This is a genomic window from Trinickia camelliae, assembly GCF_053525655.1.
The window spans coordinates 85172-99386 of sequence record NZ_JBCHAA010000003.1 but is presented as its reverse complement, the minus strand read 5'-3'; the positions used below and the strand labels follow the sequence as shown (position 1 = coordinate 99386).

9 protein-coding genes are annotated in these 14215 nt (G+C 64.9%); 6 read left to right on the top strand and 3 right to left on the bottom strand.

From position 1 onward, the window contains the following. The first annotated feature begins 201 nt into the window (after window positions 1-201). The 3 genes from eat (at window position 202) to eutC (ending at window position 4100) form a co-directional block, all read left to right on the top strand. Window positions 202-1623, top strand: a complete 1422-nt coding sequence (gene eat / locus AAHK20_RS06680) for an ethanolamine permease (RefSeq protein WP_449180672.1) — start codon at window positions 202-204, stop codon at window positions 1621-1623. 201 nt (window positions 1624-1824) lie between these two features. Continuing rightward, window positions 1825-3219, top strand: a complete 1395-nt coding sequence (locus AAHK20_RS06675) for an ethanolamine ammonia-lyase subunit EutB (RefSeq protein ID WP_449180671.1) — start codon at window positions 1825-1827, stop codon at window positions 3217-3219. Continuing rightward, window positions 3216-4100, top strand: coding sequence for an ethanolamine ammonia-lyase subunit EutC (eutC, locus tag AAHK20_RS06670; RefSeq protein WP_449180670.1), 885 nt, complete (start codon window positions 3216-3218; stop codon window positions 4098-4100). Before AAHK20_RS06675 ends, eutC begins: the two co-directional genes overlap by 4 nt. A gap of 18 nt (window positions 4101-4118) precedes the next feature. Here eutC and AAHK20_RS06665 read toward each other — a convergent pair whose 3' ends face one another. Together AAHK20_RS06665 and adh are read right to left on the bottom strand one after the other, a co-directional pair. Then, window positions 4119-4514, bottom strand: a complete 396-nt coding sequence (locus AAHK20_RS06665) for a DUF779 domain-containing protein (protein ID WP_449180669.1) — start codon at window positions 4512-4514, stop codon at window positions 4119-4121. 78 nt (window positions 4515-4592) lie between these two features. Continuing rightward, window positions 4593-6113, bottom strand: a complete 1521-nt coding sequence (gene adh / locus AAHK20_RS06660; protein WP_449180668.1) for an aldehyde dehydrogenase — start codon at window positions 6111-6113, stop codon at window positions 4593-4595. A 304-nt stretch (window positions 6114-6417) separates the two neighbouring features. Between adh and AAHK20_RS06655 the strand changes: the two genes are divergently transcribed. The 3 genes from AAHK20_RS06655 to tssM all read left to right on the top strand — a co-directional run bounded on the left by AAHK20_RS06655 (window position 6418) and on the right by tssM (window position 12367). Then, the gene (locus tag AAHK20_RS06655) at window positions 6418-7455 is read left to right on the top strand and encodes a helix-turn-helix domain-containing protein (RefSeq protein WP_449180667.1); all 1038 of its coding nucleotides are present in this window, start codon (window positions 6418-6420) and stop codon (window positions 7453-7455) included. A 458-nt stretch (window positions 7456-7913) separates the two neighbouring features. Beyond that, window positions 7914-8819 (top strand): type IVB secretion system protein IcmH/DotU, encoded by a 906-nt coding sequence (icmH, locus tag AAHK20_RS06650; protein ID WP_449180666.1) that lies wholly within the window; start codon window positions 7914-7916, stop codon window positions 8817-8819. Beyond that, a complete protein-coding gene (gene tssM, locus AAHK20_RS06645; protein ID WP_449180665.1) occupies window positions 8816-12367 on the top strand; it encodes a type VI secretion system membrane subunit TssM in 3552 nt (1183 codons plus the stop codon). The genes icmH and tssM overlap by 4 nt, the downstream gene beginning before the upstream one ends. Before the next feature lies 1 nt (window position 12368). On the opposite strand, the gene AAHK20_RS06640 is transcribed toward tssM, so the two are convergent. Further along, window positions 12369-14105 (bottom strand): AMP-binding protein, encoded by a 1737-nt coding sequence (locus tag AAHK20_RS06640; protein ID WP_449180664.1) that lies wholly within the window; start codon window positions 14103-14105, stop codon window positions 12369-12371. Window positions 14106-14215 lie beyond the last annotated feature (110 nt).

Below are 14215 nucleotides of genomic sequence, written 5' to 3'. Positions count from 1 at the left end.
TGCGGGCGACCGGCTGCGGGCGACCGGCTGCGGGGGGCCGCCTGCGGCAGTTCTTTCATCGAGCTTTCGCGGGTCTCGTTAAATTTGCCGAATTTCGATAACACCTCGATTTATGACTCTCTAGCATCGATTGGAAGCGTGTCCGTTTGCCATAGAAGTGCACGGGCACATCGGGCGGGAGCGGCCAATAGGGAGTCGTCGATGACAACAAAGTCGAACCAACAGCAAGTCGGTAGCCCGCATGCCGGCAAGATCACGCATCACGAGCTCAAGCAAACGCTCGGCACCTGGCAGCTTTGGGGGATCGCGGTCGGTCTCGTGATTTCCGGCGAGTACTTCGGCTGGAGCTACGGCTGGGCGAGCGCCGGCACGCTCGGATTCGTGATCACCGCGATCTTCATCGCGGCGATGTACACGACGTTCATCTTCAGCTTCACCGAGCTCACCACGTCGATACCCCATGCAGGCGGGCCGTTCGCTTATGCGCGGCAGGCGTTCGGTCCGGTCGGCGGCTATCTCGCGGGCGCGGCGACGCTCGTCGAATTCGTCTTCGCGCCGCCCGCGATCGCACTCGCGATCGGCGCGTATTTGCACGTGCAGTTCCCCGGCCTCGAACCGAAGCACGCGGCGATGGGGGCGTACCTCGTCTTCATGGCGCTCAATATCGTCGGTGTGCAGATCGCGGCCGCGTTCGAGCTGTTCGTCACGCTGCTCGCGATCTTCGAGCTGCTGGTGTTCATGGGCGTCGTGGCGCCGGGCTTCGCGTGGTCGAACTTCACGAAGGGCGGCTGGGCCGGCAGCGATCATTTCAGCCTTGGCGCATTCCACGGCATGTTCGCGGCGATCCCGTTCGCGATCTGGTTCTTCCTCGCGATCGAAGGCGTCGCGATGGCGGCCGAGGAAGCGAAGAATCCGAAGCGCTCGATTCCGATCGCCTACGTCACCGGCATTCTCACGCTCGTCGTGCTCGCGATCGGCGTGATGGTGTTCGCGGGCGCCGCCGGCGATTGGACCAAGCTCGCCAACATCAACGACCCGCTGCCGCAAGCGATGAAATACATCGTCGGCGCGAACAGCGGGTGGATGCACATGCTCGTGTGGCTCGGCCTGTTCGGGCTCGTCGCGTCGTTTCACGGCATCATCCTCGGCTATTCACGGCAGATTTTTGCGCTCGCTCGCGCCGGCTACCTGCCCGAGTGGCTCGCTAAAGTGCACCCGCGCTTCAAGACGCCGCATCGCGCGATCCTCGCGGGCGGCGTGGTGGGCATCGCCGCGATCTACAGCGACGAGCTGATCCAGTTCGGCGGCCAGACGCTCACGGCCAATATCGTGACGATGTCGGTGTTTGGCGCTATCGTGATGTACATCGTCAGCATGCTCGCGCTGTTCAAGCTGCGCCGCACCGAGCCGAACATGGAGCGTCCGTTCAAGGCGCCGTTGTTCCCGTACTTCCCGGCGTTCGCGCTCGTTGCCGCGGCGATTTCGCTCGCGACGATGGTGTACTACAACTTTCTCGTGGCGATCGTGTTCGCGATCTTCCTGGCGCTCGGCTACGTGTATTTCCTGCTCACGCGCCGACAGCGCGAGATGGCAGCACCCGCCGACGCGCTGCTCGAGGAGTGAGCGCGGCTTAGCGCCAGCAGTGCAGCGGCACATGGAGTCAGAGATGAACTACCCCCACGCTCACTATCGTTCGCTGTCGACCGGAGTTGGCGCTTTAGCGCTTACTCCGGTCCCATGCAACGCTCCCCCCGAGGGGGCCGATGCCTTCCTTGGGGCGGAACCGGCGCCCGAAGGAAGTCCCCTTGGGGGGCGGGAGGCATCATGAGCTATTCGGAGACCATCGGCGCGCGGACCTACCGGTTCGCCGACTTGAAGACCCTGCTTGCGAAGGCGAGCCCGCTGCGTTCCGGCGACGAACTCGCCGGCGTCGCGGCGGCGAGCGAGGAGGAGCGTGTCGCGGCGAAGATGGCGCTCGCGCAGGTGCCGCTCGCGACGTTCCTGAACGAAGCGCTGATCCCCTACGAGAGCGACGAGGTCACGCGGCTCATCATCGATACGCATTCGCGCGAGGCGTTCGCGGAGATTTCGCATCTGACGGTCGGCGATTTCCGCAACTGGCTGCTCGCCGATACGACCGATACGGCGGCGCTCACGCGCGTCACCGCGGGGCTCACGCCGGAAATGGTCGCGGCGGTGTCGAAGCTGATGCGCAATCAGGATCTCGTGATCGCCGCGAAGAAGCGTCCGGTGATCACGCGCTTTCGCAACACGGTTGGCTTGCCGGGACATATGTCGGTGCGCCTGCAGCCGAACCATCCGACCGACGACGTGAAAGGCATCGCCGCGTCGATGCTCGACGGCCTGATGTACGGCTGCGGCGACGCCATGGTCGGCATCAACCCCGCCACCGACAGCCTTGCCGCGATCACGACGCTGCTCGCGATGGTCGACGACTTCCGGCAGCGCTACAACGTGCCGACGCAATCGTGCGTGCTCACGCACGTCACGAACACGATTGCCGCGATCGAAAAGGGCGCGCCGGTGGACCTCGTGTTCCAGTCGGTTGCGGGCACCGAGAAGGCGAACGCAGGCTTCGGCATCACGCTCGCTTTGCTGCAAGAGGCGTATGACGCGGCGCTGTCGTTGAAGCGCGGCACCGTGGGCGACAACGTGATGTATTTCGAAACGGGCCAGGGCAGCGCGCTGTCGGCGAATGCGCATCATGGCGTCGATCAGCAGACGTGCGAAGTGCGCGCCTATGCGGTCGCGCGGCACTACAACCCGTTTCTCACGAACACGGTGGTCGGCTTCATCGGACCGGAATATCTGTACGACGGCAAGCAGATCATCCGCGCGGGCCTCGAAGACCACTTCTGCGGCAAGCTGCTCGGCGTGCCGATGGGCTGCGATATCTGCTACACGAACCATGCCGAAGCCGATCAGGACGACATGGACAACCTGCTGACGCTGCTTGGCGTCGCGGGCATCAACTTCATCATGGGTGTGCCGGGCGCCGACGACGTGATGCTCAACTACCAGAGCACCTCGTTTCATGACGCGCTCTACGTACGCGACGTGCTGGGCCTGCGGCGTGCGCCCGAGTTCGAGGATTGGCTCGAAGCGATGCAGATTGCGGATGCGCGCGGCGTGCTGCTGCCGGCGTCGCCTAGGCAGCCGTTGCTCGCCGGTGTTAGCGAATGGATGGGCGTGGAATGAACGATTTCCTCGAAAAGAATCCGTGGAATGCGCTGCGGCAGTTCACGCAGGCGCGCATCGCGTTGGGCCGCGCCGGCAACAGCCTGCCGACCGCGCCGTTGCTCGCGTTCAACCTGTCTCATGCGCAGGCGCGCGATGCCGTTCACCATCAGCTCGATGCGGACGTGCTGCACAAGCAACTGCAGGACGCGGGGTTCAGCACGCTCGACGTGCACAGCGCCGCACCCGATCGCGCGCACTATTTGCGGCGGCCTGACCTGGGGCGGCGTTTGTCGGATGAGAGCCGCGAAGCGCTACAGCAGTTGTCGCTCGATCCGGCTGAAGTCGTATTCGTGATTGGCGATGGCTTGTCGGCGTTTGCCGCCTCGCGTCAGTCGTTGCCATTGCTACAGGCGGTCACGAAGCGGATGAGCGATTGGCGCATCGGCCCGGTCGTCGTCGCGCGACAGGCGCGTGTTGCGCTTGGCGACGAGATCGGCGAGATCTTGCGCGCGAAGCTCGTGGTGATGCTGATCGGCGAACGGCCGGGGCTCAGCTCGCCCGATAGTCTCGGCATCTATTTGACGTATGGGCCGAAAGTCGGCACGGCGGACTCGCTGCGCAACTGCATTTCGAATGTGCGGCCGGAAGGCTTGAGCTACGAAGCGGCTGCGCACAAGCTGCACTATTTGCTTACGCATGCGCGAAGGCTGGGGCTGACAGGCGTCGGCCTGAAGGACGACAGTGATGCGCTGCTCGACGCGGCTGCGCAGGTGCAACCGCGTGCGATCGAAGACGGCGATGAACATTCGGCTCGCGACGCCGCGGGGCGGCTTGCGGATCTTGGCGGTAGCCAACCCGGTATCAAAGGCGCGCCGCGTCGTCGTCAGGATGTCGAATGACTATCGTCGACAGTTGCATCACCCGCCTGCATGCTCAACCGGATGCGCTTCAAGCCACGCATTCTCAGCGTCGTCATAAAGCCGCGAGCGTGTGAGAAACCTGAGACCCGTCGGCCGCTCCAGCGAGAACATGCCGCCGTTGCCCGGCACCACATCGATGATCAATTGCGTGTGCTGCCAGTACTCGAACTGCGACTCGCTCATATAAAACGGCACGCCGCCGATCTCGCCTAGCTTCACATCCGAGCCACCCACCAGGAACTCGTTCGCCGGAAAGCACATCGGCGCGCTGCCGTCGCAGCAGCCGCCCGATTGATGAAAGATCACCGGACCATGCTCTGCGACGAGCTTTGCAATCAGCGCGACAGCCGCTTCTGTGGCGATCACGCGCTGCACTGCCTGTTCGTCTGTCATCCCGAGTCCTCCTTGAAACGGCAAGCGCGAACGAATCGAAATCTCCGATTCGTTCGCGCCGATTAAGACCAACCGCGATTAGAAAAATCCAAGCGGCTTGTCGCTATAGCTGACGAGCAGGTTCTTCGTCTGCTGATAGTGGTCGAGCATCATCTTGTGCGTCTCGCGGCCGATGCCCGATTGCTTGTAGCCGCCGAACGCCGCGTGCGCCGGGTAGGCGTGATAGCAATTGGTCCACACGCGGCCCGCTTGGATGTTGCGCCCGAAGCGATATGCGCGATTGCCGTCGCGCGTCCACACGCCCGCGCCCAAGCCGTAGAGCGTGTCGTTCGCGATTTCGAGCGCTTCTTCCTCGGTCTTGAACGTCGTCACCGACAGTACCGGCCCGAAGATCTCTTCCTGGAAGATGCGCATCTTGTTGTGGCCGCGGAACACGGTCGGCTTCACGTAGTAGCCGTTGGCGAGCTCGCCGCCCTGCTGGTTGCGCTCGCCGCCGGCGAGACACTGCGCGCCTTCTTCCTTGCCGAGCTTGATGTACGAGAGGATCTTCTCCAACTGCTCGCTCGATGCCTGCGCGCCGATCATCGTCTTCGGATCGAGCGGATGGCCTTGCTGGATCGCAGCGACGCGCTTCAAAGCGCGCTCGATGAAGCGGTCGTAGATCTTCTCCTCGACGATCGCACGCGACGGACACGTGCACACCTCGCCCTGATTCAGCGCGAACATCGTGAAGCCTTCGAGCGCTTTGTCGAAGTAGCTGTCGTCGCGATCCATGACGTCGGCGAAGAAGATGTTCGGGCTCTTGCCGCCGAGTTCGAGCGTGACCGGAATGAGGTTCTGGCTCGCGTACTGCATGATGAGGCGGCCGGTCGTCGTCTCGCCGGTGAACGCGATCTTCGCGATGCGCTTGTTCGTCGCGAGCGGCTTGCCCGCTTCAAGGCCGAATCCGTTGACCACGTTCAGCACGCCCGGCGGCAGCAAGTCCTGAATCAATTCCATCAAGACCAGGATCGAAGCGGGCGTCTGCTCCGCGGGCTTCAGCACGACGCAGTTGCCTGCGGCGAGCGCGGGAGCCACCTTCCACGACGCCATCAGAATGGGGAAGTTCCAAGGGATGATCTGGCCGACCACGCCAAGCGGCTCGTGGAAGTGATAGGCGACCGTATCGTCGTCGACCTCGCCGATCGAGCCTTCCTGCGCGCGGATGCAGCCTGCGAAGTAGCGGAAGTGGTCGATCGCGAGCGGGATGTCGGCGGCCATCGTTTCGCGCAGCGGCTTGCCGTTGTCGATCGATTCGGCTACGGCGAGGCGCGTCAGATTCGCCTCCATGCGCTCGGCGATCTTGTTGAGGATGTTCGCGCGATCGGTGGTCGAGGTTTTTGCCCAGCCGGTTTTGGCGCGATGCGCGGCGTCGAGCGCGAGTTCGATGTCGGCCTCGCGCGAGCGCGGGATCGACGTGAACGGCTCGCCCGTCACCGGCGAGATGTTGTCGAAGTACTCGTTGCCGACCGGCTTCACCCATTCGCCGCCGATGAAATTGCCGTACTGCTTTTTGTACGGGTATTCGGTGTTCAGAAACTGCATCTCCGCATGATTCATTTGTGTGCTCCTCGCATATCGAATGGATGCTGCTAGTGCCGTCGCAATCGCGGCTGCCCTGTTTAGCGGCACGTCGCTTACGCCAAAAGCGTGCCAAGGGCGGGAGGATGCCCATTCGCCGTGCTTGAGCCGCGCGATCGCATCGATGGAGTAGTTCGCGCGCTGTTCAGTCTGTGGCGGCGAGGTGTCACGATTCGGCGCAGCGAAGTGTGCGCTGTTCAGATATGGAGCAATGACGTGGGAAGCGCGAGGCAATCTCGCGGGCAGCGATCATCGGCATAGGATTTGCGTTCGTTGCAGCGGTATGACGACCGATACTTTTTCCCTCCGTGTCGAAGGCCCGTGTGCGTCGTCGAGCGATGGCGTGCGAGCCGTGCGCGTGCGTACCGCGCACGATGCGGACGAGCAGGCGCGTAATCTCGTCGACTGGCACCAGACCTACGATCAACTGATGCCCGGCCCATTCACCGGCACGCTGACCGAGTTGCCGCTCGATCGCATGCAGGTGTTTTGCGAAACGACGAGCCATACGCTGCGGCAAACGTGCGAAGTGCCGGCGGATGCTTACTGGTTCGGCATTCCGGGGGGCGGGGGATCAGCCGCGCGCGATAACACCGCGCGCATAGACGCGAACCCGATCACACCTGACGCGCTCGCATTCCGCCCCGGCGGCATCGAGTTCGAGCTAGTGACACCCGAGCAGTTCGCGATCTACGGCGTGGTCGTCAAAGGGGACGTGCTGCGGCGCCATGCAAGCGAGGTCGAGCGGATCGATTTCGACGAGTCCCTTCAAGCGCTGCCGCAGCGCGCGGTCATCGCGATGGGCGCGGCGCGTATCGAACGGCTTCGCGCTGCGCTTGGGCAAATGCTCGACGGCGCGCGCACCAGCCACGCGCCGTCGTCCAATGTCGCGCGCGATAGTTTGCAGGCGTTGGTGCTGGCGTCGCTGTTCGATCTCTCCTTGCAGCCGCGAAGCGAGGCGGCGCTTCCGGCGAAGCCTCGCCGGCAGTGGATCGTCTCGCAGGCGCGCGACTATGTGCTCGCGAACCGTGCGCGTCCGGTCGGCGTACCGGAACTGTGCGAGCAACTGCACGTTAGCCGCCGCACGCTGCAGTACTGCTTCCAGGACGTGCTCGGCATGGCGCCCGCGACGTTCCTGCGCACGATTCGCTTGAACGGCGCACGCCGCGATTTGAGCAGCAACGCATCGGGCGGCGCGCTTACGGTGCAGGATGTCGCCGCCGCCTGGGGCTTCTGGCATCTGAGCCAGTTCGCGACCGACTACAAGAGGCTCTTTGGCAAGCGGCCGTCGGATTCGCTGCGCGAGCGGAAGGCCGCGTAGGGACGGGGCTTCCGCGTCCCATTTTTCTGTCTGCCACGCTTTGTGCCGCCTCGCCGGATGACCGCGCCGATCTCTCTGCGCGCGTGATGCCTCTTGCCCTCGCTCTCTCGCTCGACCTTTTCAAACTTTGTATTGAGAACGATTAATCGGCGCGCCGTGACGCGGCGTTGTCTTCGTATTGCCGTTTGGTGGCGGGAATTTGATTTTATTTAGAGACGGTCGCTATGGATTATTGCGAGTGCGGCCTCTCCATTATGAGATAAACGCGCGCTTTAGGATTGATCTCATTGACTTTTTTGACGTGTGGCAAGCGTTGCGTTTCAAAAAGATTTTGAGTTATTGACTAAACGACATGGCTTAATCGGAAATCTCCGGAAAGCTGTATATTTGCCCGTCGCGCAATTCAGGGCCTATGACGAGTTCGATTTTTCGCCTATTTCGATCAGGAACATCACGACGTGTCTCAATTCAACGATAGCCAAGGATCCGGTACGCCCAGCACCGCTGTGGACAGCCGCGTCCGCCACCGTTCGGGCGGCGGTCCGAAGACGGAAGCCATCGTGGTTTCGGGACGCGAGGTATCCGCGAAATCGAGGTCGTCGGAACCCTTCCAGGAGCGTCTCGCGAAAGTGCAGGCAGCCCGCAATCCGCTTAGGGAGGCGTCGCGCGTCCTGCTGCGGGCGCACGCGGATATGCCAGAAGGGCTGCGCTCCGAGGCGGAAATCGCCGCGTTCGCGGCCGTGCTCGTGGAAGAGCTGCGGACCTTCGAATCGCTGTGCGTGGCGGCCGGCATCCGCCGCGATCACATGATCGGCGCCCGCTACTGCCTTTGCACCGCGCTCGACGAAGCGGCGCTGCAAACGGACTGGGGCAAGCGAGCCGAGGGCGCCGCCGCATGGAGCGCGCGGAGCCTGACCGCCGCCTTCGGCGATGACGACGAGGGCGGCCAAAAGATCTACGTGCTGATCGGTTATCTGATCACTGATACGCCGACACACCTGCCCCTGCTCGAAGTCATCTACCGGCTGCTCAGCTGCGGCTTCGAGGGCCGATACCGGCTCGACGAGGCCGAGCGCGAGAAGCACGAGACGCTGCGCAAACGGCTCTACGAGGAAATCGCGGCGCAGCGCGGTTGCGCTGAGCCGCTCGATCTCTTCACGAGCGAGCCTGCAGCGGCGAACGGCGCGCGCGAGTCGTCGCTCGAGCTTCCGCTGTGGATCACGGCGGCGATGCTGTCGGCGATCCTGCTCGGCACGTTCGGCTATTTCCGGCACGAGCTGAGCGAGCAAACGGCCCGCATTCGCGATCAGTTCTCCGTCATTGAGCGGGCGATACCCCAGTCCGCCGGGTCTGCTGCGTCATGAAGAAACACGGGCCGTCACAGGACGCCGCGGCTGACGTTGCCGAACAGCAGGCAACGCCGCGCGCCGCGCATCGGCATGAGCAGCACGAGAGGGCAAAGGCCGAGGCGGTCATTGCGGATCTGCTCAAGCGGATGGGCCGGCGAGCGAGCGGGATTCGGGGGCTGTTTCAACGCCGCCGCCGCTTGTACGACGCCCCTTGGTACATCGTGCTCGGCTCGCGCGCTTCGGGGAAAACGAGCGCCGTGCTGAACGCGGGCCTGTCGATTCCGCTTGCCGAGCAAAAACTGCAACTGCTCGCGGCGCACGGTGAAGGCGCGAATTCGCTGGAATGCTGGCTCGCCGACGATGCCGTGCTGATCGACACGCCGGGTGACTACGTGACCCGCGACGGCTCGGAAAGCGGCGCGCGCGCGACGGCAGAATGGCGCGGCCTCCTCGATGTCTTGCGCAAGACTCGATCGCTTGCGCCGGTCAATGGCGCATTGCTGACCGTCGACATGGCCGTTCTGCTCGACGACGACGAGGAGGCGCGCAAGACCGAGGCGGCGGCATTGCGCGTGCGTCTCGACGAGCTCCGCAACGCGTTGCGCGTGGATTTTCCGGTGTACCTGCTGGTCACGAAGATCGATCAGTTGCCGGGGTTCGAAGCGTATTTCGGCGGCTTGCCGCCGGAGCTTCGCGCCCGGACGTGGGGCTTCGCGCTGGCTCATGCCGCTCAGCAGGCAAGCACCAAAGAAAGCCCCCCGACGCGCTGCGCGGCGCAGCTCGGCTTGCTCGCCGAGCGTCTGGCGGACGATGTGGATGCCCGTCTCCATGAGGAAGGCGATGCGCTCACGCGGCGCAAGCTCATCGCGCTGGCGACGGAGTTCGCGGCATTGACGCCGCGTCTCGAGCAGTTGATCGCAGACGTGTTCGCCGATTCGGGAGACGGCGAGCACGCCGATACCGCGCTGCGTGGCGTGTATTTCAGCAGCGCGGCGCAGACGGGCCGCGAGGTGGCCGCGGAGCGGCAGACGCTCGTACGGAGCTTCGCTGAGCGGCATGGGCTGGACGCCGCCGCGCCCGAGTTGCCGCGCGCCGCCAGGAGGCCCTATTTTCTTCGCGATCTGTTCCAGCAAGTCATCTTTCCGGACGCCGGTCTCGTGCTGCCCGACGATCGCGCGGAACGCCGCCGGCGCGTGCGGAGCGTCGGCGCGCACATCTCGGTTGCGCTGCTGTTCGCAGGGCTCGGCGCCGGCCTCTGGACCAGCTTCGACCATAACCGCGCCTATCTCGATGCGACCGAAAGCAAGGCCCGGCATCTGGCGGCGCGTGTCGAGCAGACTTACAAGGCGCCTGACGCCGATGCCATCCCCGCGATCCTGGCCGACGCCCGGGCGCTGACGGCTTATCCCGGGCTCGATCTCGCAGGTCCGGCGATCGGCTACCGCTTCGGTCTCTACACGCCCGGCGCGCTGGTGCCGGACAGCCGGCGCGTCTACGCCGCGCTGGAAGACAAGCTGTTGCTGCCGCGGATCGTCCGCCGCCAGGAGGCCGTGATTGCGCAGGCCATCGCCGAGCACGACGCCAAGACGGCTTACGACGCGCTGCGCGTCTACCTGATGCTCCACGACAAGTCGAAGTTCAACGCCGGCGACGTCAAGGCGTGGGTGCTCGGCGACGAGTCCGCGCACGGCGACACGGCCGAGTCCGCCGGGTCTGCCGAGCCCGGCGCGCGCGCCGCGATGGCGGCGCATATCGAGGCGCTGCTCTCCGGCGCGCGCCTCGTCCAATCGCCGCTGCCCCGCAACGACGCGCTGATCCGGCAGGCACGCGCCTTCCTAGATGGCTCCAACGCTACGCAGCGCCTTTACGCGCGCGCGAAAGCGGCGATGCTGAAAGCGGCCCCCGGCGATTTCACTTTGCTCGGCGCGGTGGGGCCGCACGCGGGAGAAGTCTTCACGCGCGCGAGCGGTGCGCCGCTTTCGAGCGGCGTGCCCGGTCTTTTCACCTACGACGGCTATCACACGCTGTTCGACAAGCGCCTGCCGGAATTCGTCCAGCTGGCCCGCGACGACGACACCTGGGTCGTGGGCCACGCGTCGCCGGCCGGCAAGCCGAGCGCCAAGGGGCATGCCGACGATCCGCTGACTAACGCGATCCGCATGCAATACCTCGACGAGTACGCGCAGGCGTGGCAAGCGTTTCTCGCCGACATTCGCCCGGCGAGCGGCTCGAACCCCGCATTCGGGCTGCCCGCGCTGCGCGGTCTCGCGGCGCCGGATTCGCCGCTGGTCCGCCTGGCTCGCGCCGCTGTGCATGAAACCACGCTCACACAGCCGGCGTCAGCGCTCGGTCAGGGCGGCGCGAAAGCTGCATCCGGCTCAAGCTCGCCGCTCGACACGAGCCCCAAGGCGCGGATGGAGCGCGATCTCGTCGACAGCCGCTTTGCCGCACTGCGCGACTTCGTGACCGGCAGCGCCGATGCGCCGAGCGCCAAGCGAGGCGCGGCCGCACCGCCGGTCAAAACCGGGCTCGACGGTCTCACGAAGCTGTTGAACGACTACGCCCTCTCGCTGACCGTCGCCCAAAGCGCGCTCGAGAGCAGCACCCTGCCGCCGCCCGACGGCACGGCGGCGCGCCTGAAGATGACAGCCGCTGCGATGCCCGCGCCGTTCAGCGCGGTCCTGCTCGATCTGGCGGCGCAGGGCTCGCAGGAGATCAACCGGGGGATCGGCCGTCTGCTCTCGCAGCAAGTGTCGGCGGCAGTCGGCGACAGTTGCCGGCGGATGGTCGACGGTAACTACCCGTTTGCGCCGGACAGCGCGAACGATATCTCCAGCGCCGACTTCACGCGCCTCTTTGCGCAGGGCGGCATCTTCGACGGCTTCTTCACAAAGAAGCTCGCATCGCTCGTCGATACGTCAACGCAGCCCTGGCGCTACAAAACGCTGCCAGGCGCGGACGAACCCGTGCCGGGGCCGGATCTCGAACCGTTCCAGCACGCCAAGGCGATCCGCGACGCGTTCTTCGACGCAGCGGGCCAGAAGCTTCAGACGTGGACAGGGGAGATTCGCGTGCCCGAGCTCGATCCGAACGCGACGAGCCTGATGATCGATATCGACGGGCAAACGATGCGCTATGAGCATGGTCCGGTCGAGCCTCTGACGTTGAGCTGGCCGGGGCCCCGCGGCGGCGTGCATGCGCTGGTCGCCGCCGACCCTGGGATTGGGCCAAACAGCTCGACTATCGAGGCGAACGGTCCTTGGGCGCTGATGCGGCTGGTGCACAAAGGGCGCGTCATTCCCGCGGCTGCGCCGGGGCGCGCGCGCGTGGTATTCGATTTTGAAGGACGGCCGGCGGTGCTCGATATCACGAGCACGGGTGGTACCAGCGTCTCCAGCTTGCTGGCGAGCGACTTGCTGACGAACTTCCGGTGCCCGGGTCCTCCTCCGATACCGGCATTCGGTAAATTCAGCACGTTCAGCATCGACGACACGGGTCCGCCGCCTGGACTGCCGCCCGGATTGCCGCCGCCGCTACCGCCCGAGGCAGGCGGTTCCCGCTGATTCAGTCGGACGCGCGCTGCGCGTCCTTCGTCAGCGCATCGTCGAAATCGTCTTCCCAGTATTCGTTTTCGCGGCGCGCGTCACCTGTGCGCGCCGCTTCGAGCTTGCGCAACTCCACGCGCCGGATCTTTCCCGAGATCGTCTTCGGTAGATCGTAGAACTCGATGCGCCGAACCCGCTTGTACGCGGCGAGCTTCTGCGCGGCGAAGCGCAGGATATCGCTCGCTAGTTCGCGCGTCGGCGTGTAGCCCGTACGCAAGGCGATGAACGCTTTCGGCGTGGCGGCCCGCAGCGGGTCCGGGCTCGGCACGACCGCCGCCTCGGCGATCGCCGGATGCTCGATCAGCACGCTCTCCAGCTCGAACGGGCTGATGCGGTAATCGGAGGCTTTGAACACGTCGTCGGCGCGTCCGACGTAGGTGTAGTAGCCGTCGGCGTCGCGCTGCGCGATGTCGCCCGTGCGGTAGAGGCCGCCATGCATGACGTGCTCGGTCTTCGCGGGATCGTCGACGTAGCCGTCCATCAAGCCGAGCGGCCGCGGATCGAGCACGAGCGACAGCTCGCCTTCGTCGGCCGGCTGGTCGTCATGATCGAGCAGTGCGATGCGGTAGCCCGGCAGCGGCCGGCCCATCGAGCCCGCTTTGAGCGGCTGGCCCGGCGAGTTGCCGATTTGCGCGGTGGTCTCGGTCTGGCCAAAGCCGTCGCGCAGCGTCAGCTTCCACGCCTTTTTCACTCGCTCGATGATCTCGGGATTCAGCGGCTCGCCGGCACCGACTACTTCGCGCAGTTTCACCGGATACGACGCGAGGTCTTCCTGAATCAGCATGCGCCAGACCGTCGGCGGCGCGCACAGCGTCGTGATGCCGTGGGCGACGAGCGTCTCCAGCGTCGCCTTCGCGTTGAAGCGCGCGGCGTTGCTGACGAACACGGTCGCGCCCGCATTCCATGGCGCGAACACGCTGCTCCACGCATGTTTCGCCCAGCCTGGCGAGCTGATGTTCCAGTGGACGTCGCCGGGCTTCAGGCCGATCCAGAACATCGTCGACAAATGGCCGACCGGGTAGCTCTGGTGACTATGCATCACGAGCTTCGGACGGCTCGTCGTGCCCGACGTGAAATAGAGCAGCATCGGGTCGGTCGCGAGCGTGCGCTCGTCGTGCGTGTAGCACGGGCTCTGATCGAAGGCGTCCGCGTAGCGATGCCAACCGGCCGGGGCTGGGTCGTGCGCCGTGCCGTCGCCATGCGTGACCGCGATGCGCGTGACCGATGCATCGACGTCTGCAAATTTTTCCGCCGCGCCGGCCGTCGCGATCACATGCTTGACCTCGCCGCGCGTCATCCGGTCGGCGATATCGGCTGGGGTGAGCAGAAGCGTGGCGGGAGTCGTCACGGCGCCGAGCTTGATCGCCGCGAGCATCACTTCCCACAGCGCCGGCTCGTTTGGCAGCATCAGGAGCACACGGTCGCCGCGTGCGACGCCCACGCTGCGCAAATAGTTGGCGACCTGATTCGAGCGCGCGGACAACTCCGCGAACGTGAGCTTCTGTTCGCTGCCATCGTCTTCGACGACCCACAGCGCTGGCTCATGATTATTGTGCGCGTAGAGGTCGAACCAATCGAGCGCCCAATTGAACTCGATCAGCGCGGGCCATTTGAAGTCGCGATATGCGGTGTCGTAGTCCTCGCGATGGCGCAGCAGGAATTCGCGCGCCTGCAGAAAGGATTGCGAATCAGCCATGGCTCCTCTCCCCGTCGTCGATGTGGACCTGCTTTTCGGGCCTGCCGCTTGCGCGTGCAGGCCCTTACGGCCGCAGCATGAATCAGTCCCGCGCGATGTGGCGTCCTGCT